The 24,041-nt window shown below is 35.7% G+C and carries 23 protein-coding genes; 5 read left to right on the top strand and 18 right to left on the bottom strand.

Annotated elements, in window-relative coordinates; genetic code table 11:
* Positions 1-39: 39 nt before the first annotated feature.
* Entirely contained in the window at positions 40-1,263 is a 1,224-nt protein-coding gene (ylbJ, locus tag ACTWQB_RS08345; protein ID WP_443138729.1) for a sporulation integral membrane protein YlbJ, read from the top strand.
* A gap of 32 nt (positions 1,264-1,295) precedes the next feature.
* Here ylbJ and coaD read toward each other — a convergent pair whose 3' ends face one another.
* Together coaD and rsmD are read right to left on the bottom strand one after the other, a co-directional pair.
* Complete coding sequence (coaD, locus tag ACTWQB_RS08340) at positions 1,296-1,781, bottom strand: pantetheine-phosphate adenylyltransferase (RefSeq protein WP_443138728.1); 486 nt, start codon at positions 1,779-1,781, stop codon at positions 1,296-1,298.
* Positions 1,774-2,346, bottom strand: a complete 573-nt coding sequence (gene rsmD / locus ACTWQB_RS08335) for a 16S rRNA (guanine(966)-N(2))-methyltransferase RsmD (RefSeq protein ID WP_443138727.1) — start codon at positions 2,344-2,346, stop codon at positions 1,774-1,776. The genes coaD and rsmD overlap by 8 nt, the downstream gene beginning before the upstream one ends.
* Positions 2,347-2,719: 373 nt before the next feature.
* Here rsmD and ACTWQB_RS08330 point away from each other — a divergent pair, with 373 nt between their 5' ends.
* On the top strand, positions 2,720-3,106 hold the full coding sequence (locus ACTWQB_RS08330) for a DUF7147 family protein (RefSeq protein ID WP_443138726.1): 387 nt from the start codon (positions 2,720-2,722) through the stop codon (positions 3,104-3,106).
* A gap of 247 nt (positions 3,107-3,353) precedes the next feature.
* Here the strand turns inward: ACTWQB_RS08330 and ACTWQB_RS08325 are convergent, their stop codons facing one another.
* The 3 genes from ACTWQB_RS08325 to ylbD all read right to left on the bottom strand — a co-directional run bounded on the left by ACTWQB_RS08325 (position 3,354) and on the right by ylbD (position 4,541).
* Positions 3,354-3,632 carry a YlbG family protein gene (locus ACTWQB_RS08325; RefSeq protein WP_443138725.1) on the bottom strand — a complete coding sequence of 93 codons (279 nt, stop codon included), beginning with the start codon at positions 3,630-3,632 and terminating at the stop codon, positions 3,354-3,356.
* A gap of 25 nt (positions 3,633-3,657) precedes the next feature.
* Positions 3,658-4,104 carry a YlbF family regulator gene (locus tag ACTWQB_RS08320; RefSeq protein ID WP_443138724.1) on the bottom strand — a complete coding sequence of 149 codons (447 nt, stop codon included), beginning with the start codon at positions 4,102-4,104 and terminating at the stop codon, positions 3,658-3,660.
* Positions 4,105-4,169: 65 nt separating this feature from the next.
* Positions 4,170-4,541 carry a spore coat protein YlbD gene (gene ylbD / locus ACTWQB_RS08315; protein WP_443138723.1) on the bottom strand — a complete coding sequence of 124 codons (372 nt, stop codon included), beginning with the start codon at positions 4,539-4,541 and terminating at the stop codon, positions 4,170-4,172.
* A 196-nt stretch (positions 4,542-4,737) separates the two neighbouring features.
* Here ylbD and ACTWQB_RS08310 point away from each other — a divergent pair, with 196 nt between their 5' ends.
* Together ACTWQB_RS08310 and ytvI are read left to right on the top strand one after the other, a co-directional pair.
* The gene (locus ACTWQB_RS08310; protein ID WP_443138823.1) at positions 4,738-5,115 is read left to right on the top strand and encodes a YugN family protein; all 378 of its coding nucleotides are present in this window, start codon (positions 4,738-4,740) and stop codon (positions 5,113-5,115) included.
* A 73-nt stretch (positions 5,116-5,188) separates the two neighbouring features.
* Positions 5,189-6,247, top strand: coding sequence for a sporulation integral membrane protein YtvI (ytvI, locus tag ACTWQB_RS08305; protein ID WP_443138722.1), 1,059 nt, complete (start codon positions 5,189-5,191; stop codon positions 6,245-6,247).
* Positions 6,248-6,279: 32 nt separating this feature from the next.
* Here the strand turns inward: ytvI and ACTWQB_RS08300 are convergent, their stop codons facing one another.
* From ACTWQB_RS08300 to cyoE, 12 genes are all read right to left on the bottom strand, one after another.
* Entirely contained in the window at positions 6,280-6,735 is a 456-nt protein-coding gene (locus ACTWQB_RS08300; RefSeq protein WP_443138822.1) for a DUF420 domain-containing protein, read from the bottom strand.
* Between the two features lie 11 nt (positions 6,736-6,746).
* Positions 6,747-7,661 (bottom strand): cytochrome c oxidase assembly factor CtaG, encoded by a 915-nt coding sequence (gene ctaG, locus ACTWQB_RS08295; RefSeq protein WP_443138721.1) that lies wholly within the window; start codon positions 7,659-7,661, stop codon positions 6,747-6,749.
* Between the two features lie 269 nt (positions 7,662-7,930).
* Positions 7,931-8,821, bottom strand: coding sequence for an ABC transporter permease (locus ACTWQB_RS08290; protein WP_443138821.1), 891 nt, complete (start codon positions 8,819-8,821; stop codon positions 7,931-7,933).
* Positions 8,822-8,868: 47 nt separating this feature from the next.
* The gene (locus ACTWQB_RS08285) at positions 8,869-9,870 is read right to left on the bottom strand and encodes an ABC transporter permease (RefSeq protein ID WP_443138720.1); all 1,002 of its coding nucleotides are present in this window, start codon (positions 9,868-9,870) and stop codon (positions 8,869-8,871) included.
* Between the two features lie 91 nt (positions 9,871-9,961).
* Entirely contained in the window at positions 9,962-11,650 is a 1,689-nt protein-coding gene (locus ACTWQB_RS08280; RefSeq protein WP_443138719.1) for an ABC transporter substrate-binding protein, read from the bottom strand.
* A 45-nt stretch (positions 11,651-11,695) separates the two neighbouring features.
* Complete coding sequence (locus tag ACTWQB_RS08275) at positions 11,696-12,664, bottom strand: ABC transporter ATP-binding protein (protein ID WP_443138718.1); 969 nt, start codon at positions 12,662-12,664, stop codon at positions 11,696-11,698.
* Positions 12,636-13,652 (bottom strand): ABC transporter ATP-binding protein, encoded by a 1,017-nt coding sequence (locus ACTWQB_RS08270; RefSeq protein WP_443138717.1) that lies wholly within the window; start codon positions 13,650-13,652, stop codon positions 12,636-12,638. The genes ACTWQB_RS08275 and ACTWQB_RS08270 overlap by 29 nt, the downstream gene beginning before the upstream one ends.
* A 203-nt stretch (positions 13,653-13,855) precedes the next feature.
* Positions 13,856-14,182 (bottom strand): cytochrome c oxidase subunit IVB, encoded by a 327-nt coding sequence (gene ctaF / locus ACTWQB_RS08265; RefSeq protein ID WP_443138716.1) that lies wholly within the window; start codon positions 14,180-14,182, stop codon positions 13,856-13,858.
* Between the two features lie 3 nt (positions 14,183-14,185).
* On the bottom strand, positions 14,186-14,806 hold the full coding sequence (locus tag ACTWQB_RS08260) for a cytochrome (ubi)quinol oxidase subunit III (protein WP_277674225.1): 621 nt from the start codon (positions 14,804-14,806) through the stop codon (positions 14,186-14,188).
* Positions 14,799-16,655 (bottom strand): cytochrome c oxidase subunit I, encoded by a 1,857-nt coding sequence (gene ctaD / locus ACTWQB_RS08255; RefSeq protein ID WP_443138715.1) that lies wholly within the window; start codon positions 16,653-16,655, stop codon positions 14,799-14,801. Before ctaD ends, ACTWQB_RS08260 begins: the two co-directional genes overlap by 8 nt.
* A gap of 37 nt (positions 16,656-16,692) precedes the next feature.
* On the bottom strand, positions 16,693-17,937 hold the full coding sequence (gene coxB / locus ACTWQB_RS08250; RefSeq protein ID WP_443138714.1) for a cytochrome c oxidase subunit II: 1,245 nt from the start codon (positions 17,935-17,937) through the stop codon (positions 16,693-16,695).
* A gap of 89 nt (positions 17,938-18,026) precedes the next feature.
* A complete protein-coding gene (gene cyoE, locus ACTWQB_RS08245) occupies positions 18,027-18,953 on the bottom strand; it encodes a heme o synthase (RefSeq protein ID WP_443138713.1) in 927 nt (308 codons plus the stop codon).
* A gap of 376 nt (positions 18,954-19,329) precedes the next feature.
* Between cyoE and ACTWQB_RS08240 the strand changes: the two genes are divergently transcribed.
* On the top strand, positions 19,330-20,247 hold the full coding sequence (locus ACTWQB_RS08240; protein ID WP_443138712.1) for a COX15/CtaA family protein: 918 nt from the start codon (positions 19,330-19,332) through the stop codon (positions 20,245-20,247).
* Positions 20,248-20,282: 35 nt separating this feature from the next.
* Here the strand turns inward: ACTWQB_RS08240 and pyc are convergent, their stop codons facing one another.
* Entirely contained in the window at positions 20,283-23,726 is a 3,444-nt protein-coding gene (pyc, locus tag ACTWQB_RS08235) for a pyruvate carboxylase (protein WP_443138711.1), read from the bottom strand.
* Positions 23,727-24,041: the final 315 nt, after the last annotated feature.

Genomic DNA, 24,041 nt, shown 5'->3' with positions numbered 1-24,041 from the left:
TCTATTCGTACAGCTAGGAATGCCATAGGAGGAATACATGTGTTAAATAAGATTAGAACTTTATTTTATACTATTAGCACTATTTTTTTAGCAATTGCAATCATTACATTCCCAGACGAATCTTTTGAAGCCTCTATTAGAGGTTTAAAGCTATGGTTTGAAATCGTATTCCCTTCCTTGCTTCCTTTCTTTATTATAGCAGAATTATTGCTTGCCTTTGGAGTGGTAAAAGTCATTGGAATGATTTTGGAGCCTTTAATGAGACCCTTATTTAATATACCAGGGGCCGGTGGTGTAGTGCTTGGAATGGGACTAGCTAGTGGTTATCCATCAGGGGCGAAAATAACCGCTAGACTTAGACAGGAGAAAGTCCTTACACAAACTGAAGCTGAACGCTTAGTATCATTCACGAACGCCTCAAATCCATTATTTATATTTGGTGCAATATCAATTGGCTTTTTCCACGATCCAAAAACCGGATTACTATTAGCCATTAGCCATTATGTAGGTGCTATATTAGTTGGTTTATGTATGAAATTCTATAAATATCGCGAGGAACGAACGATTAAAAAAATAGATCAAAATCAAGAATCATTTGTTAAACGAGCCTGGCAAACGTTACACCATGAACGTCTTAAGAAGAATGAGCCCTTAGGTCAAGTTCTCGGACAAGCTGTCTCCTCATCAATACAAACACTAGTAGTCGTAGGTGGTTTTATCATCCTTTTTTCAGTCATAAATAAATTACTGTTCTTAACAGGGATCACCAATCACCTTGGAATACTTATTGGACATATTTTTGAATGGTTCTCTGTCCCGGATTCATTATCCTTACCATTTATAGCAGGATTATTTGAAATAACATTAGGCGCACAAATGATTTCGCAAATTGATAACCTATCTTTATTAATACAATTAGTTTTTGTTAGTGCAATATTAGCTTTTAATGGATTTTCAATTCAAGCTCAAGTTGCAAGCATACTATCCACCACAGATATCAAATTTGCACCTTATTTCTTTGCACGATTATTGCATATTGTATTTTCAGTATGGTTAACGATCATTCTATATAAACCACTTTATTTAAACCGAAATGCATACTCTCCAAAAGATATTACGGTAGGTTCAGAAGGTAAGATTTCTCATGATTATTTTTGGTTCGATTTATGGAATTGGCTAGAGAATTATGGTCACTTAATTTCCATTAGTGCCTTGACCATTGGATGTTTATTCCTTATTTCAAGGATTAGAACACAAAAATAGTACCCATACAATGACGTGGGTACTATTTTTGATTAGTTTGTAGAATATTTTTCTTTTAAAGCTTGTGCTACATTTTCAGGGACTAAGTCTGAAACATCTGATTCATATTTAGCCGCTTCTTTAACAATGCTTGAACTCAAGAAAGAGTACTGATTATTTGTCATCATGAAAAACGTTTCAATATCTTTATTCAACTTACGGTTCATAGATGTAATTTGCATTTCATATTCAAAGTCACTAACTGCTCGAAGTCCTCTCAAGATAACATCAACATGCTTTTTCTTAGCATAGTCAACTAATAAACCTTGACTAACGTCACAAGAAACATTCGGAAGGTCTTTAGTCGCTTCTTCAATCAATGCTAGTCGTTCTTCAACAGAAAATAACGGTGATTTAGATTGGTTATTAAAAACCGCTACAATAACATGGTCAAAGATCTTAGCCCCTCTTCTAATAATATCTAAGTGACCATATGTAATTGGGTCAAAACTCCCTGGGCAAATAGCTGTTTTAGGCATCTGTATCCCCCTCATCATATCGATATATCGTAATCTGCGTTAATGAACCATAATCGTCTCGCCTTAACATTGTATATCTTTCAAAAGAATCTGGCAATTCTTCCTCTTGAGTATGCTCACAAATAATTAAACAACCGTCTTCAAGTAATTCGTGCTCAGTCAATTCCTTTAACAGCTTATCAAAAGAGACTTTACCATAAGGTGGATCTAAAAAGACATAATGATATGTTTTTCCTCTTTTACCTGCTGCCTTCATTGCTCTAAAAGCGTCATTACGATAAACTTCACATTGCTGAGTTAAATTCAGTTGTTTAATGTTCTGTTTAATCGTCTGTATAGCATGGAACTGTTGATCAACGAATGTTACATGCTCCAGCCCTCTACTAATACCTTCGATTCCCAGATTCCCACTTCCAGCAAATAAATCCAAAGCCCTTCCACCATCAAAAAAAGGTCCAATAATTTGAAACAAAGCTTCCTTAACCTTGTCTGTCGTCGGCCTCGTTTTTTGATTAGAAACAGCAACAATAGGATGCCCTTTTAGTGACCCAGCTATCACTCTCATTTTCTCACCAACTTTTAATTTTTTGATGTATATATTTTTCTCTATTGGTAATAATAGCTTCTAGAACGGAATTTAAGAGGAATCCGTTCGACTCGGAGAAAGTCTTATCATTCCCCATAAGACCTTCTTCCGGTTTCTCCTCTCCCTTTTTGTACTCTCTCTGTTATGTAACGGAGAGTTGTGGCTTTTCTTTAATCTATAGATTTAAGAAAGGCCACTTTTTTTATACATTTATTTAAAATCAACTTTGTTATCTTACTGTAAATTACACAATTCGACTATTATTTTAACAAAACGACAGTTAAGTGACTATGTTATTTCACAAAATAAATGAAACATGCTACATTATAAAGGGAATTGAGGAGGTATTGTCATGACACAAAGGTTTATCAAACTTGGAGAAGGTTATGGAGATATATATGAACTATTTACTTTAATAGAGTCTATGCCTGAAAGAGTTGAAAGTTTATTAGCATTTCATACAATAAAGAATGACGAAGAGCGTACATCAATTGCTGCTGTCTTTAAACCGACAACTCAAGGGAATTTCCAACCCATATACATATGTCTGGAAGGAATTCCAAAACCGCAAGAGGGTGAGTCGAATGTACGTTATGAAGCTTTTAAAACGGTTAGTGATCAAATTAATAAGCCTATTATCGAATTGGTGGTCCCTCCAGCGGAAACGTATCATGAAATTGATTTATATTATCAACAATTAATTGCGATATTAAGGTTAAACCATATTATAAGGTCATAAAAAAGGGTCTATTTCAAATGTGGTGGTGTAAAATTTACACCATCCACTTTTTATCCTTTTAATGATTATATTTAACATCGCTCCATCAAAATGCTTCGCTTTCCGCGGGCACGGCAAGCGTCCGCCGATAGCGAGTCACAAACCAACGGTTCAATCATCAATCTCTCAACATAATTGATGTGACATTGGACACCACCACAATTAGTATAGAGCACAAAAAAACTGAAGCAGTTATAGCTTCAGTTTTTTAATAAACACTTTTAATTTCATATTCTTTTTCTTCTTTAATAGGTGATTTCTTTTGATAAACAGTGTCTACAAAAGGTTTATAAGAGAAATCAACTTTTCTTACAAAATTTAATTGTTTGATTTGCTCCATAGTCCCTTCTATCTCTTCTTGATTGACATAGAGTAAGACATATTTTTGCCTTCTAGATGCGTAAATCATATGTCCATATCTTCTTAGACGTTTAACGTATTTAGGATGCTTTACCCATACTACAATACCTTGGCGTTTAGTTATCATATTTATTACCTCATTCCCTAATAAATTAAGAGGCTTGGCAACCACATGCGCCACCAGATCCACAACCACATCCAGAGCCTGTATCTTTAAGTGCAATTCCATCTCTTGGTGCTTTTATGTTTGGACTGATTGATTGAGCAATAATTTCTGAAACATCATCTAATAATCCTTGGAGTTGTGTTTCTGATTGCTTATAGATGGCTACAGTATCATGCATGTCTAGTTCTCGTTTCTGTTCTCGGATTTCTTTCATGATTTTACTATAATCAGGGTGATAACGCCCAAAACGCTGAACATCTTCATAATGCTCTTTCATTTTTGAAAAATCATTCATAAGTTTTGTTGCTTCAGAATCTTGATATAAATCCTTTTTTCTCTTGCTGTATATATGAAAGTCTTCTGACTCAGTAATCATTTTGCCTAATTTTTCTGCATGCTCTAATACCTCAATTACTTCTAAATTAGCGAGCATTTACTCACCTCCACATTATTATCTTATCAAAATGAAGGCGAGATTACCAATATACAATTTACATGTTAAAAGAATCGTTTTCTTTGGTTATACTGTTTATAAGACTTTTTATGGCCTTGTTTACTCAGAAAACCTTGAACTTGATCAATTGTTTTTGACAAATTATTTACTTGTTTTTCAAATTGGTCGAAATCAACCTTAGATACCATATCAATTAGATTTGAGAACTTACCAGTCAAAGGAGATGAGCTCTCATTTATTGATTCAATACGCTCATATTCATCCCACAACGGGTCTTGTTCTCCATTTTCACGCCAGCGATCGTATAATTCTTGCCAGCTATATTTGCCACGACGAACATCCTTTACAAGACCATGCCTACTTTCTACAAATTTCTTAAATTCTCGTACTTCTTCTGGTAAATCTAAGTGATACATATTTATCACCCCTTCATACATAAAATGGCCAGTTACTATTATTATAATTAGGAGTGATAAAATGTGTTCATGGTTCAAAGCCCATAATATTTGAATAAAATGTTACACATTATCAATATTTACTTTTAAATAATTGATTAATTAACGGTTTCATAATATGATGAATTTAATGAAACTTAATGTAGAGGTGAATGAAATGAAATTAGAAAACAATGAGATTAAAGACACTGTATTAGACCTACAACCATTAACATATATTATGGAAAGAAATGGTTTTGTATTAGCAGGTCAATGGGATTATGAGCGTGTTACTTATGACTTAAAAATGAATTCTCCAGAAAAGAATATTACTTATTATCTTCGTGTAAGTGGTTATGCGATTGAAGGAGAAGTAGACTCAGGAAAAGCGGTAATCAAACTACTTACTCCACTATTAGGTAAGCACTACTATCCTCACGGTGTAGAATATGGTGAGGAAGAAGGGTTCCCACAAAATATTATTGATAAATCAGAACGTATTTTATCTACCATCAATGACCAATTAAAACAATTCATCGAAGAAGAAGCTAAATAAGTTACTTATAAAGGGTGCAGTATAACTGTACCCTTTATGTAAACATTTTCGTACGAAAGGGGACTAGGTCTAATTGTTCAAAAATATAACAAAACGACAATGGACAATCGCGCTTTATATTTTACTACTTTTGGTACTAGCCTACTTTATCTTACCAATTTCAGTCCCGCTCATCTTAGCTTTTTTAACGGCCTTATTTTTAAACCCGTTAGTTCATTTTAATACTAGACGGTTTGGCATCTCTAGAAAACTTTCAGTCACGATTGTATTTTTAGTTTTTATACTGATTCTTGCAACTATTGGGACATACACCACGACTAAAGTAGTCGCTCAGGTTATTAAACTGACTGAAAACATCCCTACATACATAAATGATGTTGAATCTGAGCTAATGGACTTCAGAACAAAGTTTGATGCGTTTACAGAAGAATGGCCAGATGAATTTATCAACTCAGTGGAAAAGCGAGTGACAGAAAATTTAACGTCATATGGGGAAACACTTCAAGATTATAATTATATAGAAAGTATCACACAACTTTTTATGAAAATACCAGATTTTCTCATAAGTTTACTAGTTTATTTAATCGCTCTATTCTTATTTATGCTGGATTTACCGAATCTGAGAAATAAATTCTATGGTATGATGACCGAACAAACTCAAGAGAAATTCAAATTCATGAATGCAAGAATGTCTTATGTGTTATTAGGCTTCCTAAAAGCACAATTTTTAGTAAGTATCATCATTTTCACAGTATCATTAATTGGACTATTATTAATCATGCCTGAGGTTGCTCTAATCATGTCTATTATTATATGGTTGGTAGACTTGATTCCAATCATAGGTTCTATTATCATACTTGGGCCATGGTCATTATATATGTTCATTACAGGAGATATTGTATTAGGTACTAAATTAGCCATTCTAGCAATCGTATTACTTGCTATAAGACGTACGATTGAACCTAAAGTTATGGGACATCATATTGGTTTATCACCGTTACCAACGTTAATAGCCATGTTCTTAGGATTACAGTTAATCGGGTTCTTAGGTTTCTTCTTAGGACCGTTAGTTGTTATTCTTTTTAATTCAGCAAAAGAAGCAGGCATTATTAAATTTAATATGAAAATATAAAAAAAGCGATCTGACAATGTCAGATCGCTTTTTTATACCCCAAATATTGCTTGGAATAAATTTTGTCCATGTTCACCTTCATATAACACGTATAGAAGTAAATAGACGGCAACACCTGTTATCGCTGTAAAGAACCAAATAATACTTGTGATAGGTCCAATTTTTCGATGTTTTTTAATGTTACGCTTAAAGGCAAGTGTTAATGTTACTAATCCAAACACAGCACCAGTTGTCGCCAAGAAAATATGAAAAATTAAAAAGACTGTGTAATAAATTTTCATATCTTCTGGTCCACCAAAGCTTGTATTACCTACAAAAATGGTTCTAGACATATAAATAATGAAAAACGCTAAAGCAAAAGCGGCACCCGTAATCATAACTATTCTATGCTCTTTGCGTTTATTCTTAGCAATTAAGATCCATCCAATTGCAATAAAAATAGCACTGATAACAATAAACGATGTACTAATCGTTGGTAGAAGTGGCAAATTCATTCTCCTCAACCTCTTTCATAATTAGGCGTTAAATTTTGCTGCGATGGTAGTGGGTCGATTCCTCTATTTTCTTTGTTGTACCAATTGTAAAAAATTCTAGCTAAAACGGCACCATAGATAACTTCTTGTAATACTTTCATAATAATCCCAGCTGCTTGCTGATCATAAACTAGTGGCATATTTAAGAATAATTGTGGCCCACCTAAAGTCATATTTTGCAATACCTCTGGCGGAACACACAATGCCATCGCCTTGGCAAATGCATCTGGCTCTGAATATGTTGCGTATAATGGATCACTAGCAAAAATGATTAGAGCACAAGCAGGTGTGATTAGCATACCGCTACCGAATATATAAAAGATTTTATATAAAGGCTTTAGATATTCTTGTTCGTCTAATGGTGTAACTAACGGCCACCAGAAACAGAAAGCCGCAAAAAGTATAAATAACGTTACGGACCAATGGACAAAATTGCTTGTTTTAGAAAAATCCAAGATTACAGGTATATGGTATAAAGAGAATGTCGTATTAAAGAATAATACAGCAATTAACGGCTTTGTAAGAATGTTCAATATGTTTTTAATAACAGGTACGTTAAATAACTTTCTCCACCATTCTTTTGGTAATCCTTTAATTAAAAGAAGTGGCACCATTAAATAAAACACAGCCATTTGAACCATATGAGCCATCAACACGATGTGTGATAACAGATATAATGGAGAACCTTTAACGACATAAAACAAAATTAACGCAGTGTAAACATTAATTTTCTGTTTTGTTGTAGGTTCCTCCGTAAGGCCAGCTTTATGTTTTAAAGGACCAGTAAAAAGAAAGTATAACAGTCCTAATAAAAACGTAATCAATATTATCTCAGGACTCCATAGTGCCCTAAAACCAAAAATTTGTATTTTATCCCACATGACTTATCACCTCGAAGGTACTCATCTCAACCATAAGTATACAACAAACAAACTCATATCTCGACTAAATTAAGGTTCGTTAATAAAATTGTTGAAATTACAAACAAAAAAGAGCTTGGGAAAAATATTTAATAAACTTAAAAGAAGCCGAATGTTAGGCATAATTAATACCTAAACATACAGCTTCTTTTAGCTGTGTCAAAATGTTTCGCGAATAACAGTTAATATTTCTTATCCTCTGTCTCAAAATCATTTTGTAATATAGATTATTAACTTTTCATTTTTGGATCTAATGCATCTCTTAAACCATCACCGATTAAGTTAAAGCCTAAAACAACTAGCATAATTGAGATACCTGGGAATATTAGTGTCCAAGGTGCAAGTTGTATAAAGCCTCGAGCATTTTGTAACATGTAGCCCCATTCAGGTGTTGGTGGTTGTGCACCTAACCCTAAGAACCCTAGCGCTGCAGCTTCTAGGATAGCAGTACCAAAACCTAATGTTGCTTGAACGATGATCGGTGCTAAACTATTAGGAAGTATATGATGAAATATGATTCTTCCATTTTTTAATCCTTGAGCTTTTGCTGCCATCACGAATTCTTCCTCACGTAAGCTAAGTACTCTTGAACGAACTAAACGTCCAAATATCGGAATGTTAATAATCGAAATGGCGATAAGAGCATTTTGAAGAGATGGCCCTAAAATTGCAACGATTGCAATAGCCAATAAAATGCTTGGAAAAGCTAACATAATATCAAAAATTCTAGAAATAATCATATCTACCCATTTACCAAAATAACCAGCAATAATACCAAGTAATGATCCAAATATCATGGCACCAGTTACGGCAACAAATCCAACCATTAGTGATATACGTGCACCGTAGGCAATCCTAGTAAAAATATCTCTACCTCGATCATCCGTGCCAAACCAATAATCACTTGAAGGCGGTTGTAGACGGTTTACTAAGTTTTGGTCATCAATCCCGTGTGATGTTAATATAGGTGCAAAAATGCCTACTAATATAAAGAAAATGATAATGAATAAACCAGCCATTGATAATCGATTTTTTCTTAAACGCTTAAGTGCATCTTTCCAAGGAGAGATAGCTGCAATCTCATCTGAATCATAACTATAACCTTCTTTATTAGGGTGCATATCCACTTTATCTTGGTCCTTCTTTTCAGTTACCATCTATATCCCCCCTAATATTTAATTCTTGGATCTATGAATGCATACAATAGATCGACAATTAGATTGATAATGACAAATAGAAATGCTACGACTAATATTCCAGATTGAATAACAGGATAATCACGATAACTGATCGCTTCATAGATATATCGTCCAATTCCAGGCCAACTGAAAATAGTTTCAGTCAAAATTGCGCCACCAAGTAAGACCCCTGTCTGTAAACCAATAATCGTTAAAACGGGAATTGTGGCGTTTTTTAACGCGTGTTTATAAATTACTAAGAATTGGCCTGAACCTTTTGCGCGAATGGTACGAATATAATCTGAGCTCATAACTTCTAACATACTGGAGCGTGTCATTCTCGCGATGATTGCCATAGGGATGGTACCTAAAGCAATACTCGGCAACACTAAATGTTTTAATGATGTGACTAAATGTTTCATATCCATATGTAATATGGAATCAATAACATAAAAATGTGTAATTGGTTCTATTGGATTACGGCTATCTTGCCTTCCATGTGCCGGTAACCAACCAAGCTCTTGTGCAAAAATCCACTGTTCCATAAGAGCTAACCAGAAAACAGGCATTGATACACCGACTAAAGCAAATAACATTGCAAAGAAGTCAAACCAGGAATTATGTTTCCAAGCACTGATAATACCAGCATTTACACCAATTACGATCGCGAATATCATGGCAAAAAATGTCAATTCAAATGTGGCTGCCAATTTTGGAACAATTTCTTTATTAATGCTTGCTTTCGTTTTTAATGATGTTCCTAAATCACCTTGTAATAACTCCGACATATAAACCCCAAACTGAACAATATAAGGCTCATTCAATCCCATTGATTCTTCTAAGTCTTTAATTGATTGTTCAGTTGCTGATTCCCCTAAAATAACTTGTGCTGGGTTACCTGGAATTAAATGTACGATGGAGAAAGTGATAATTGCCATTCCAAGTAATACTGGTATCAACATTAATAATCTTCTAATTGTATAGGAAAGCATTCTTTCACCTCACATTGTTAGACCTATGGTGCAATTCTTAATCTATGTAAAAGAGGATAGCAGAGGCGTCTCCACTACCCTCTCATTATGATTATTCGCTTAATTCAACTTCTGCTAGAGATTCGCTTGTCGATGGATGCGGTACATAGTTCTGAACTCGGCTGCTAGCAGCTAATACTGGTTCAGAGTGTACTAATACAACCATTGGCGCTTCTTCATGAATAATCGCTTGTGCTTCTTTATATAACTCAGCACGAGTATCTTGATCAGTTTCAACTTTCGCTTGATCAATTAGTTCATCTACCTCTTCATTACTAAAGCGAGTATAGTTACTACCACCAATACCATCAGAATGTAACAAGCTACCTAAGAAGTAATCAGGGTCACCATTTGTGCCAGACCAACCTAACATGAACAATTGTTGTTCACCGTCAGCTGTCTTCTGTAAATACGGAGCCCACTCTTCTCTTACGATCTCTGCTGTAATACCCACCTGTTCAAGGTTGTTACGGATTATATCAGCTACAGTTTCTGGGTCTGGCATATATGGTCTTGCAACAGGCATTGTCCATAACTCAATTTCAACACCGTCACCATAACCAGCTTCCTCTAATAATTCCATAGCTTTATCTGGGTCATACTCATAACCTTCTAATTCATCATTGTATCCTAAATATCCAGGTGGTAATGGGTTCACACCAGGAGTTGCATACCCTGCATATAACGCCTCTGCAATTGCCTCACGGTCAACCGCATAGTTAATAGCTTGTCGTACTAACTTGTCATCAAGTGGAGCTTTTTCCACGTTCATACCTAAATACCCAAAGTTGTTAGCTGCACGAGTGTAAAGGTCAATTTCCGGATCAGATTCTACACCAGCAGCATCATCAGGATTTAAACCATCCATGATATCAATGTCACCTGAACGTAAAGCCATTAAACGAGATGAGTTCTCAGGAATTACTTCAAAAATGACACGATCTAATTTAGGTAAACCTTCTTTCCAATATTCTTCGTTCTTCTCTAATACGATTGATTGATCACGGTCCCAACTTACAAATTTAAATGGACCTGTACCTACAGGGTTTTCATTAATCTCAGCACCATGCTCTTCTAATGCAGCTGGAGATGTAATCGCAAAATAGCTCATCGCCATATTCTGTAAGAAATAACCTAATGGACGTTTTAAATGGAATGTCACTGTATGGTCATCCACTACTTCAATATCTTCAATTACATGGCTTTCGTCACCTTTTTTACCACCGAACATGATGCCATACATTGCATATACATAATCAGCATCAGCAAAAGCAAACTCATGCTCAGGGTCAGCCCAACGCTCGAAGTTTGTCTTTACAGCATCTGCGTTAAAGTCTGTTCCATCATGGAACTTAACGCCTTCTTCTAAATAGAAAGTGTATTCTGTACCTTCATCGTTTACGTCCCAATCATGAGCTAGACCTGGAACAATATCAAAACTTTCTTTATCAAAGTCTAATAAACTTTCATAAATTTGTTTTGTTACACGTGAAGATTCACCGTCTGTTGTACTTGCGAAGTCTAAACTCTCAGAGTCACCTCCGCGGGCGAATACAAGAACTTGATCTTCCCCTTCACCTTCACTTGCTTCTTCATCTTCTTCCTCAGAACCTTCATTGTTCTCCTGTTCAGTTTCTTCACCAGGATCTTCTTCAGGTTCTTCAGAGCTGTCTCCACTACACGCAGCAAGCATTAACACAAGTGCAAGTAGCAAAGTCATTAGAAAAGAGAATTTCTTCATTTCCTTACCCCCTAATGTTTTAATTATATAGATAACATTTTGTGACTAGTCGTATAAGTGACAAGCAACAAAATGTTGATCCCTAGCTTCTCTAAACTCAGGTTTTACTTCTTTACAAACATCCATTGCCATTGGACAACGAGTATGAAATGGGCATCCAGATGGTGGATCAGAAGGACTTGGCACATCCCCTTCTAATATAACGCGATCCGGACGATTATCAGGATCAGCAACTGGTACAGCAGATAGTAATGCTTGAGTATATGGATGCATTGGATTCTCATACAATTCATCTTTATTCGCTAATTCCACCATTCCACCTAAATACATTACGCCAACACGATCACTAATATGTTTCACAACACTTAAATCGTGGGCAATAAAAATATATGTCAGGTTAAACTCATCTCTCAGACTCTCCATAAGATTTAAGATTTGTGATTGAACTGATACATCTAGAGCTGATACTGGTTCATCACAAATTATTAATTTAGGATTATTAGCTAGCGCTCGAGCAATTCCAATTCTTTGACGTTGTCCACCACTAAATTGGTGTGGGTACCTTGAAGCGTGCTCAGCTCTTAAACCAACAACTTCTAATAACTCTTTGATTCGTTCTTTCCTCTCTTTACTTGTCAAATCACTATGTACAAGTAATGGCTCACTAATGATTTTTTCAATCGTATGTCTAGGATTTAAAGATGCATAAGGATCTTGGAAAATAATTTGCATATCCTTTCTCAACCTTCGCACCTGTTCCCCACTAAGTTTAGCTATGTTTTGATCTTCAAATTTAATTTCACCTTCTGTAGGCTCAATAAGTCTTAATATAGTTTTACCAGTTGTTGATTTACCACAACCTGACTCGCCAACAATACCTAAAATCTCCCCTTGATTGACGGTAAATGAAACGTCATCAACTGCTTTGACAACTCCAACCTGTCGGCCAAACACTCCACCTTTAACAGGAAAGTATTTTTTTAAGTTATTGACTTCTAATATTGGTGTCTGCAAATTCTTCTACCCCTTTCCCTTCATCATGTAAGAAACACCTGCTATGTCTAAAGTTATCTAAGGAATATAACTCAGGGCTTTCTTGAAAACAACGGTCAAATGCAAATTCACACCTAGGAGCAAATCGACAACCTACAAAATCTTTCTTTGGCTTCATTACCGTACCTGGAATCGAATATAATTTTTGTTCCTTCTTATGTAGGTTTGGCAATGATTTTATTAATCCTTTTGTATAAGGATGCTGAGGATCCTTTATAATTTCTCTTACTGTTCCTTCTTCAACAACTTGACCTGAGTACATCACAACGACTCGATCACACATTTCAGAAACAACACCTAAGTCATGGGTAATAAGTAAAATTGACGTTTCTTTCTCTTTATTGAGTAATCTCATTAAATCTAAAATTTGAGCTTGGATGGTAACATCTAGTGCAGTTGTAGGCTCATCTGCGATTAAAACTTCAGGGTTAAGAGCCATAGCCATTGCAATCATTACCCTCTGTCTCATACCACCTGAAAGTTGGTGAGGAAACTCATCAACTACTTCACCAGCTCTAGGAATTCCTACTAGCTCAAGCATGTTTACTGCCCGTTTCTTAGCATCTTGTTTACTGATTTTTTCATGAAGCCTTATTCCTTCAACTATCTGATTTCCAATAGTAAAAAGTGGGTCTAAGGATGTCATAGGCTCCTGAAAAATCATAGCAATCTCATTGCCACGAATTTTTCTCATTTGTTTTTCACTATAATTTGTTAAATCCTTACCTTTAAATAAAATATCACCACTGACTATTTTCCCAGGAGGTTTTGGAATTAATTGCATAACTGATAGAGAGGTTACACTCTTACCAGACCCCGACTCACCTACAATTCCAACCACTTCACCTTTATGTAATTTCAAACTCACACCATCTACAGCGGGGACTTCACCGTTATCTGTGAAGAAATGTGTATGTAAATCTTTTAATTCTAGTACGACATCTTCCATATGTTCTCCCCCTAAATTATGTAATAAGTATTAATTTTCAAAACTATGTGTAACTTAATATACTGAAAATTCTACTAATAATCAAGTATATATGATAAATATACAAAGATTAGAACAATTATAATTTAATAAATTAGGTAAAAAGTCCTTCATGAACATAAAAAAAGCAAGCACAAAGTTGTGCTTGCTTTTAATTCTTAAGCTTAGCCCCACCAAACAATAGTAGTTAAAGCTAATACAGTTAGTACAGCTGCAAAGATCCCAGAGTAAATCATTAGTGCAGGGAACTCATGACCTTCTTGGTTCATGTGCATGAAGTAGTACAGTTGGAATAATACTTGCACTGCAGCTAATACAAGAATAATTGGAATAGTGAACATTGCACTAACTCCTGCGATTACTAAGCCAAATGCAATTAATGTGAATGCAATCATCATCGCAAATGTTAGAACATGATGTTTCATTTCCTCTTTATGCTTTTTACGATAAAACTCTTGTTTTTCATTTGTGGAATTGGTGTTACCTGCCATCATTTAGCCCACCTTTCCCATTAGATATACAACTGTGAAAATGAATACCCATACAACGTCAATGAAGTGCCAATATAAGCTGGCAATATAAAACTTCGGTGCATTGTAAAGGTTAATTCCACGTTTAGCGTTACGAACCATTAATGAGATGATCCAACCTAAACCAAAGGCAACGTGTGCTCCGTGGAAACCAACTAATGTATAGAAGGCTGAGGAGAACGCTGATGTTGTATATCCAAAATCATATCCATGAACGTAATGGTAGAACTCATAAATTTCCAATCCTAAGAATGCTAAACCTAAAGCAACAGTAATACCTAACCAAAGTTGCATTTTCTTAGGGTCATTATTTTTCATATGGTACATTGCATAAACACTTGTCAATGAACTAGTTAATAAGATAATGGTCATGAGGAACACAAGTTCTAGACCAAAAATTTCATTTGCTGCTGGTCCATCGACCGTCGAATTCTTTAAAGCAAGATACGTACCGAATAAACTTGCGAATAGTACAGTTTCTCCTCCAAGGAAAAACCAAAAACCCATAAATTTATTTCGACCTTCAAGGGTGGCTCTTTCTGGGTTTTGAGGCAAGTTTGTTGATTTTAGCATATCATCAGCCATTAGAACCATCCCCCTTTTCATCTTCTAAATCCTCTTTGTGAACATGATATCCAAGATCATCTTTGAAAGAGCGGTAAAGCATACTACCTGCTGTAATGGCAAAACCGATAACAGCTAAAATCCAGTAAGAACCTTGGAACATCACACCGAAACCGGCTATGAATAAACCAAGTGACATCATAAATGGAACGAATGAATTATTCGGCATGTGTATGTCACCTAAAGGTTCTGCAGGCTTAATTTTACCGTCACCTTCAGTTTTCTCAATCCATAATGGATCTAAACCACGAACTAGAGGTTCTTGTTTAAAGTTATAGAAAGGAGGTGGTGATGGAATAGCCCACTCAAGTGTACGAGCATCCCAAGGATCTCCTGAAACTTTTACACCTTTAGCTTGTGTTACAACCACGTTGTATAGGAATAAAATCGTACCTGCTGCCATAAAGAAGGCACCAATTGTACTAATTAAGTTAAAGAAATCTAAGCCTTGGTCTTCTAAGAAGATCCAATAACGTCTAGGCATACCCATTAATCCTAGGAAATGCTGTACAAAGAACGTTAAATGGAAACCGATAAAGAATAACCAGAAGAACCAGTGGTTAAGCTTCTCATTTAGCATTGTACCAAACATTTTCGGCCACCAGTAAATGATTCCGGCAAATAGTCCTAATACAACACCACCAACAATTACATAGTGGAAGTGTGCTACTACGAAATAAGAATCATGATACTGGAAGTCTGCAGCTGCAGATGCAAGCATTACACCTGTCATACCACCAATTGTGAATGTTGGGATGAAACCTAATGCAAATACCATTGGAGACGTTAATCGAATGCTACCGCCCCACAATGTAAATAGCCAGTTAAAAATCTTAATCCCTGTAGGTACGGCAATGGCCATAGTTGCAACTGCGAAAATTGAGTTCGCAATCGGACCTAAACCAACTGTAAACATGTGGTGAGCCCATACCATGAAACCTAAGAATGCGATTAATACTGTAGCGAATACCATTGATGAATACCCGAATAGACGCTTCTTAGAGAATGTTGATATAACTTCACTAAACACACCAAATGCTGGCAGGATTAAAATATAAACCTCTGGGTGTCCAAAGATCCAGAATAGGTGTTCCCAGATAATAACGTTACCACCCATTGCTGGGTCAAAGAAGTTTGCTCCAAATAATCGGTCAAACGTTAATAGGAATAAACCTACCGTTAACGCTGGGAACGCAAATAAGATAAGTACACTAGCAATAAATGCCGTCCAAGTAAATAGTGGCATTCTCATGTATGTCATACCAGGCGCTCTCATATTAACAACTGTAACAATGAAGTTAATACCACCCATTAGTGTACCAAAACCTGATATCTGAAGACCTATGGCGTAAAAGTCGACCCCATGCCCTTCAGAGAATATTGATAGTGGTGCGTACGCAGTCCAACCTACATCAGGTGCACCCGTAACAAACCATGATACGTTTAGCATGACACCACCAAAGAAAAATAACCAAAAACCTAAAGAGTTAACAAATGGGAACGCGACGTCACGAGCACCAATTTGTAGTGGTACTACAGCGTTCATTAATGCAAAGATTAATGGCATCGCTGCAAGGAAAATCATCGTGGTTCCGTGCATTGTTAAAACTTCATTATAAAATTGAGCTGATACGAAATCATTATTAGGCTCAATGAGCTGTATACGAATTATCATTGCTTCGAGTCCACCGAGAATAAAGAAGAACATACCAGCGACTAAATATAAGATCGCAATCTTCTTATGGTCAACGGTAGTTAAGTAATCCCATAATGTAGCCCCGAAGCCAGCTTTCTTAGCTGTTGTGCTCACGCTATTAACCTCCCTCTAAAAAGTGATATCTGATTCACTATTCATCATTGTTTTCTTCATCTGAATCTTCTTCATCTGCTCCGTCTTCACTAGAGTCTTCCCCATCAGACTCTTCTTCACTTTCACCGTCTTGAGATTGCTCTCCTTCACCTTCAGCTTCTTCTTCAGGGAATAACGATGATAAGTCAGAGTCTTTATACACGCTGTCTTCTGCACTTTCAGAAGTAATGTCACTTGGGCTTAACCCCATTAAGTATTCAGCAATTTTTTCTGCTTCTTCGTCTTCTAAGTCATAACCAGCATCTAACATGTGGTTACCTGGCTTCATGTCTTCACCTTTTGTTTGAATCCACTCAACCAAGTTTTCTTTATTGTATTCAACAACACCTGCTAACTTAGTACGGTCACCAAAGTTTGTAAGGTTAGGACCGATTTTGTTAGGGCTTGAACCAACTGCGTGACATGACATACAGTTATTAGCAAATAACTCTTGTCCTTCTTGAGCTGTAGCTGAATCAGGTGTTTCTTCACCTGTTACTGATTGCATATCTTGTACCCACTCTTCGAATTCTCCAGGGCTTACTGCAACTACTTTAAAGTCCATAATGGAGTGAGAAGGACCACAAAGCTCAGCACATTTACCCCAATAAACGCCCTCTTCTTTTGCTAAAAGGGTCATTTCATTCGTGTTACCTGTTGGGTTAACATCCATCTTACCATCTATTGACGGTACCCAGAATGAGTGAATGACGTCTTGAGAAGTCATTGATAGGTATACTCTTCTGTCTGTTGGAATATATAATTCCTGACTTGTTGAAACTTCTAAGCCATCGTATTCAAAGTGCCACCAATATTGAGCACCCGTAACGTTGACCCAAATAGAATCTTGCTCTTCTCCTTCTTCATTAACTTCTGGAGAAGTATCAGCTAGTGCAAAAGTATACTGCACAGTTGGAACTGCTAAAATTAAAAGTAAAATAATCGGGATAACAGTCCATAATGTTTCTAGTGCGTGATTCCCTTCAGTTTGTTTAGGCATAAAATCAGGATCGTCTTTTTTCTGACGATACTTAATAATAACAAACGTATAAATCACCATTACTACAACAAATACAAATAACATGATGACAATACTTAGAATCATCAAGTCGTAAATCATTTCTGCACCTTCACCTTTTGGCTGAAGCGCACTTAGAAATGGTTCACCACAACCTGATAAAACAAGTGCAAGCACGATCAAAGCAAATATAGCCTTGAATTTACTCATCCACCCTTTCATCATCAATACCTCTCTTTCTCTTATTAATCTTAAGTTGTTGAGTACATTATATAATTTGAATTAAGAAAAAGAAAATTTTTCTTAATTACATACTAGAAAATAGGTAAGGTTGCTACTACTAACCCCACAAAGAAAAATGTTAAATAGTTTAAGGAATAAACAAACATCCACTTAGCCCAACGGTCATCATCTTTCATTCTAAATCCATATACTGCAATTGCTAACCAACCTAAATTTAATAGTGTAGCAAATATTAAAAAGATTGATCCTAGAGAAAAGAAATAAAATGGTAATGGTAATAGACAGATTGTATAAATCAGAATTTGTCTTTTAGTAATATTATTACCATAAACAACTGGCAACATTGGTATACCAGCTTTACTGTATTCTTCTCTCTTTCTTATAGCTAAAGATAAAAAATGTGGTGTTTGCCATATGAACATCACTAAGAATAATACAAAAGCCACAGGGTGTAATGTGGAGTCCACTGCTGCCCAACCAATTAATGGTGGAGCTGCTCCTGAAAAGCTCCCTACCACTGTGTTAATTGTATACTTTCTTTTCGACCACATCGTGTAAAGAACAACATAGACAAACCAACCTATGAAACCAAATAATGCTGCCATAGGAGTTGTTAAATACAAGAGAATAAAGCCTATTAAACTGAAGCTAACTCCCATACTTAGCACAACATTTAATGGAATGGTTCCTGTAATAGTTGGCCTATTTTTTGTTCTAGACATGACGTGATCAATATCTCGATCAAACCAATTATTAATGACACAGCCACCAGCTATGACAAATGCGGTTCCCGCCATTAATAATGAGAAAGTTACCCATGAGAATGAGTAATTTGTAAAGTATAACGCTAACCAATATCCGGTAAACGTAGTGATTAGATTAGAATTAATAATCCCAACTTTTATTAATGATAAAAAGTCAGTCCACAAGGCTTTAATACTTGTATCTTGACTTTCTATTTGAGAAATTGTTGATTGAATTGAACGAGGTTCACTCATAGTCATTCGCCGTCCCCTCAAGATAATGCAATTGGTTTTCATAAGAAGTACCAGATGTTCCTTATGTAACCAATATCATTGTATCATGTAATATTCTTTACTTCTATTTAACCACATAAAAACTTTTTTAGATGTGAAAAATGTGTGAAAAAATAATGCCTAGACAATAAATTAGCATATTTTATCGAGAAATGTCAGTCCTAAATCTAATTTATTTAAATTTTTCACAGTTTGTTTAAAATTAAAGTGCTAACCCTTCCAAAAAGTATTTGTTAATTGTAAGTGTTATAATTTTGTAAAGAAATTAGTTTCCAACTACCGCTAAATTATATTACGATATGTACTAGGTGTTCTTCAACGAAAGAAGGTGTCATAAATGAACAAGTGGATTAAGCACAAACCTCTTGCTCTAGTATCAGTATTTGTAATGCTATTTGTTCTAATTGGCGGAGCATTAGTAACTAAAACTGGTTCAGGGCTAGGTTGTGGCAGAAGTTGGCCTTTATGCGAAGGGCAACTGATTCCTAAAAATATAACTCCAGAACTTATAATAGAATTTAGTCACAGACTTGTTACAGGCGTTGCGATTATTTTCGTTGGACTTTTATCATTTATTGCTTGGCGTCATTACCAGCATGTTCGTGAAACTAAATTTTTAGTTGTCATGACTATTGTATTCTTCATTCTACAATCTCTATTAGGTGCAGGTGCTGTATTATTCGAACAGACAAGTCTCATTAAAGCATTACATTTCGGTATTTCTCTTGTTTCATTTGCTACAGTCTTTTTGTTAGCTTTAATTATTTTTAACTTTGATGAGAAATTCCATACAAACCAGTTTACAATCCCTAAAAAATTAAGAATTCAGTTATACGGAATATTTGTATACACATTAATTGTTGTATACTCTGGAGCATTAGTTAGACATAAGGAATCTAGCTTAGCTTGTATCGATTGGCCGTTCTGCTATAACCAAGAGCCATTTAATTTTAATAGTTTGGGCCTTGAGCAATGGATTCAAATGGGTCATAGATTTTTAGCAGGACTATTATTTCTATGGGTTGTTGGTCTTCTCATATATATTTTCAGAAACTATAAGCAATATTCGTTTATTAAAAATGGATGGTTACTTGCTACGATTCTAATTATTTTACAAGTTGTTTTAGGTGCATTAGTGATCATTACACTAAAAAACACAACAATTGCTCTCATGCACGCTCTATTTATTTCTTTATTCTTTGCTCTATTGAGTTATTTTATTTTGCTTTGTTATAGAAGTGCTAAAAAAGATTAAGTGCTATTAAAATAGCCCTTAATCTTTTTTTAGTTTTATTCTACTTCTATTAATAAGTCTCCACTTTCAATTGATTCGCCATCTTTAACATGTACTTTCTTTACAATACCTTCAAATGGTGCTTGAATTGTTGTTTCCATCTTCATTGATTCTGTAATCATTAGATGATCATTCTTGCCAACCTTCTCACCTTCTTTTACAAGCACATTAATAACAGTTCCTGGCATAGAAGCTCCAATGTGATTCGGATTACTCTTATCTGCTTTCACACGCTGTTCAAGGACATTTTCTACATTTTCATCTCGAACAACAACTTCACGAGGTTGACCATTTAACTCAAAATAGACCACCCTGTTTCCATCTTTTTGTGCTTCACCAATTGAGACAAGCTTAACTATCAATGTTTTACCTTGCTCAATTTCAACAGCAACTTCTTCGCCTAACCTTAGTCCATATAAGAATGATGGCGTATCAAGTACCGAAACATCTCCATAAGTTTCTACAAACTTCTGATACTCGTCAAATACCTTAGGATATAAAGCAGAAGATATAATCTCAAGATCTGTTACTTGTCGTTCTAATTGATCATATAGTTTTTCCCTTAATGCTTCGAAATTAACTGGTTTCAGGTGTTCACCAGGTCGACGTTCAATTGCTTCTCGACCTTTTAGTACAATTCGTTGTAACTCTTTAGGGAACCCTTTATAAGGCTGACCAATATACCCTTGGAAAAACTCCACGACTGAATCAGGAAAATCTAATGAATCACCTTTTTCATATACATCATCAACTGTTAATTCATTTTGAACCATGAACAATGCCATATCTCCTACAATCTTAGACGATGGTGTTACTTTAATGATATCACCGAACATATCATTAACTTTACGGTACATTGCTTTGACTTCATCCCATCGCTCATCTAAACCTACTGCTCTTGCCTGTTGTTGTAGGTTACTATACTGTCCTCCTGGCATCTCATGGAAATAAATTTCAGAGTGTGGAGCCTTTAAGCCATTTTCATAAGGTGCATAATATTCACGAACATCTTCCCAATATCTTGCTAATTGATCATATGCATTAATATTAAGCTTTGGTTGACGTTCATGATGTTCTAATGCATAATACAAGCTATTTGCACTTGGTTGTGACGTGCTTCCAGCCATAGTACTTACTGCCACATCAACTGCATCTATGCCTGCTTCAATTGCTTTAGAATACATCATGACACCGTTTCCACTAGTGTCGTGTGTGTGTAAATGAATAGGTATTGAGATTTCTTCTTTTAGTGCTTTAATTAATTGATAAGCCGCTTCTGGTTTTAATAACCCTGCCATATCCTTAATCCCGAGAATATGTGCACCTGCTTGTTCTAACTCCTTAGCCAAGTTTAAGTAATAGTCTAAGTCATACTTAGGACGTTCAGGATCTAATATATCACCCGTATAACACATCGTAGCTTCGGCAATTTTACCTTGCTTTCTAACTGCTTCAATAGCAGGTTTCATTCCTTCTAACCAGTTTAAGCTATCAAAAATTCTAAAGACATCAATACCCATATGGGCACTGTGCTCAACAAACTTTTCGATTACATTATCTGGGTAGTTTTTGTACCCAACTGCATTACTCGCTCTTAGAAGCATTTGGAACAATACATTTGGCATCTTCTCTCTTAATTTACTTAAACGCTCCCATGGGTTTTCACGTAAGAAACGATATGAAACATCAAATGTCGCTCCTCCCCACATTTCAACTGAGAATAGGTTTGGCTGTAGCTTTGCAGTTGGTTCTGCAATATCTAATAAATCCTTTGTTCTGACTCGTGTTGCTAATAATGACTGGTGAGCATCACGGAATGTTGTATCCGTTAATTGAACCTCTTTTTGTTTTAATAACCAGTCTGCCACTGCTTCTGGTCCTTCTTCATCTAAGATTTGTTTTGTACCTCTAGGATAGTCTTGATTCAAGTCCACATCTGGCACTCTAGGCTTAGAGAAAAGTGGTTTCTTTGTATGACCTTGATTGGCAGGACCATTAATTGTCGTATGCCCTAAATAAGTTAATAATTTTGTACCTCGATCTTTTTTCTTTGGGAATACAAATAATTCCGGCGATTGGTCTATAAATGTCGTATCATAACTACCGTTTATAAACTTCTGATGTAAAATAACATTCTCTAAAAATGGAATATTCGTTTTGATTCCACGAATTCTAAACTCTTTTAAGTTACGAACCATCTTCTTTGCGGCTTGTTCAAAAGTAAGCGCCCACGTAGATACTTTGACCAATAACGAGTCATAATGTGGTGAAATAACAGCACCTTGGAAACCGTTTCCTGCATCTAAACGGACTCCAAAACCACCACCAGTACGATAAGCCATAATTTTACCTGTATCAGGCATAAAATTGTTAAGCGGATCTTCTGTAGTTACACGAGATTGAATTGCAAATCCGTGAGTTGAGATTTCCTCTTGTTTTGGAATATCAATTGGTGAATCATGTAGATTCTCACCCATTGCAATATGAATTTGAGTCTGTACAATATCAACACCCGTTATCATCTCAGTAATGGTATGTTCAACTTGTACACGAGGATTTACCTCAATGAAATAAAAATCATCTTCCGTTACTAGAAATTCAACCGTACCTGCGTTGACATAATCAACGCTTTTCATTAACTTAACGGCTGCTTCACAGATTTCCTCACGCTGTTGATCATCTAATGAAACACTTGGAGCGACTTCGACTACTTTCTGATGACGTCTTTGTACTGAACAGTCACGTTCATATAAATGAACAATATTACCATCCTCGTCACCTAAAATCTGAACTTCAATATGTTTTGGATTCTCAATTAATTTTTCTACATATACTTCATCGCTACCAAACGCTGCTTTTGCTTCTGATTTTGCACGTTCATACGCTTCTTTCAAAGCTTCTTGAGTACGGACAATTCTCATGCCACGTCCGCCGCCGCCCAATGCCGCTTTAATCATAATTGGAAAACCATATTTAGTAACAAAATCCTGAACCTCATCTAAAGAAGAAACAGGGCCATCTGTACCAGGAATAACTGGGATTTCAGCTTTTATAGCCTGATATCTAGCTTTTACTTTATCTCCAAATGTGTCTAACAAACCGCTTGATGGGCCAATAAATTTAATTCCTTCTTCCTCACACCTTCTTGCGAAATGTACATTTTCTGATAAAAACCCATAACCAGGGTGAATTGCATCAACACCTACACGTTTTGCAATAGAGATTATACCTTCTATATCTAGATATGCATCAATAGGCTTTTTACCTACCCCTACCAAGTAAGCTTCATCTGCTTTATAACGATGGTAAGAGCCTGTATCCTCTTCGGAATAAATAGCCACTGTACGGATGTTTAATTCAGTACATGCACGAAATACCCTTATGGCAATTTCTCCTCTGTTTGCTACAAGAACCTTGTTAAAAGGCTTAACTTCATTCATGATGAATCCTCCATTCTAAAGTTCTTTTCCTCACATTAACAAACTTCTACATAACTTTACAAAATTCCTTCTTTAAAAATGAATAATCATTCACTTTTGAATAAAAAAAGATATTACTCACTTACGTACACATTTTATTGTTATACATCAATTATTAGTACACATACAGTTTTTTGGTTCTATTTCAAGGGAGTGTCAAAAAGTTTGTGTAAATGACGACGTTCCATCTGTATTAAGTTAGCTGCATTATTTATATGATCGACCTTTAGGTCGTAATGGTGGCTTCTTCTTCAGTTGCCAACCCAGCAGCTTGTT

The organism is Piscibacillus sp. B03 (assembly GCF_052246295.1).
GTDB lineage: Bacteria > Bacillota > Bacilli > Bacillales > Alkalibacillaceae > Piscibacillus.
Note: the sequence above shows the minus strand (reverse complement) of the source record. Positions and strands in the feature narration are given on the sequence as shown.

Coding starts and splice junctions, on each gene's coding strand:
- ACTWQB_RS08320 (WP_443138724.1), bottom strand. CDS start 4,104: ATGCTCGCTAATTTAGAAGTAATTGAGGTATTAGAGCATGCAGAAAAA.
- cyoE (WP_443138713.1), bottom strand. CDS start 18,953: ATGAGTGAACCTCGTTCAATTCAATCAACAATTTCTCAAATAGAAAGT.
- ACTWQB_RS08280 (WP_443138719.1), bottom strand. CDS start 11,650: ATGAAGAAATTCTCTTTTCTAATGACTTTGCTACTTGCACTTGTGTTA.
- ACTWQB_RS08325 (WP_443138725.1), bottom strand. CDS start 3,632: ATGATAACTAAACGCCAAGGTATTGTAGTATGGGTAAAGCATCCTAAA.
- ACTWQB_RS08290 (WP_443138821.1), bottom strand. CDS start 8,821: ATGCACCCTAATAAAGAAGGTTATAGTTATGATTCAGATGAGATTGCA.
- ACTWQB_RS08270 (WP_443138717.1), bottom strand. CDS start 13,652: ATGGAAGATGTCGTACTAGAATTAAAAGATTTACATACACATTTCTTC.
- rsmD (WP_443138727.1), bottom strand. CDS start 2,346: ATGAGAGTGATAGCTGGGTCACTAAAAGGGCATCCTATTGTTGCTGTT.
- ACTWQB_RS08260 (WP_277674225.1), bottom strand. CDS start 14,806: ATGGCTGATGATATGCTAAAATCAACAAACTTGCCTCAAAACCCAGAA.
- coxB (WP_443138714.1), bottom strand. CDS start 17,937: ATGATGAAAGGGTGGATGAGTAAATTCAAGGCTATATTTGCTTTGATC.
- pyc (WP_443138711.1), bottom strand. CDS start 23,726: ATGAATGAAGTTAAGCCTTTTAACAAGGTTCTTGTAGCAAACAGAGGA.
- coaD (WP_443138728.1), bottom strand. CDS start 1,781: ATGCCTAAAACAGCTATTTGCCCAGGGAGTTTTGACCCAATTACATAT.
- ctaG (WP_443138721.1), bottom strand. CDS start 7,661: ATGTGGGATAAAATACAAATTTTTGGTTTTAGGGCACTATGGAGTCCT.
- ylbD (WP_443138723.1), bottom strand. CDS start 4,541: ATGTATCACTTAGATTTACCAGAAGAAGTACGAGAATTTAAGAAATTT.
- ACTWQB_RS08240 (WP_443138712.1), top strand. CDS start 19,330: ATGAACAAGTGGATTAAGCACAAACCTCTTGCTCTAGTATCAGTATTT.
- ACTWQB_RS08330 (WP_443138726.1), top strand. CDS start 2,720: ATGACACAAAGGTTTATCAAACTTGGAGAAGGTTATGGAGATATATAT.
- ACTWQB_RS08285 (WP_443138720.1), bottom strand. CDS start 9,870: ATGCTTTCCTATACAATTAGAAGATTATTAATGTTGATACCAGTATTA.
- ctaF (WP_443138716.1), bottom strand. CDS start 14,182: ATGGCAGGTAACACCAATTCCACAAATGAAAAACAAGAGTTTTATCGT.
- ACTWQB_RS08310 (WP_443138823.1), top strand. CDS start 4,738: ATGAAATTAGAAAACAATGAGATTAAAGACACTGTATTAGACCTACAA.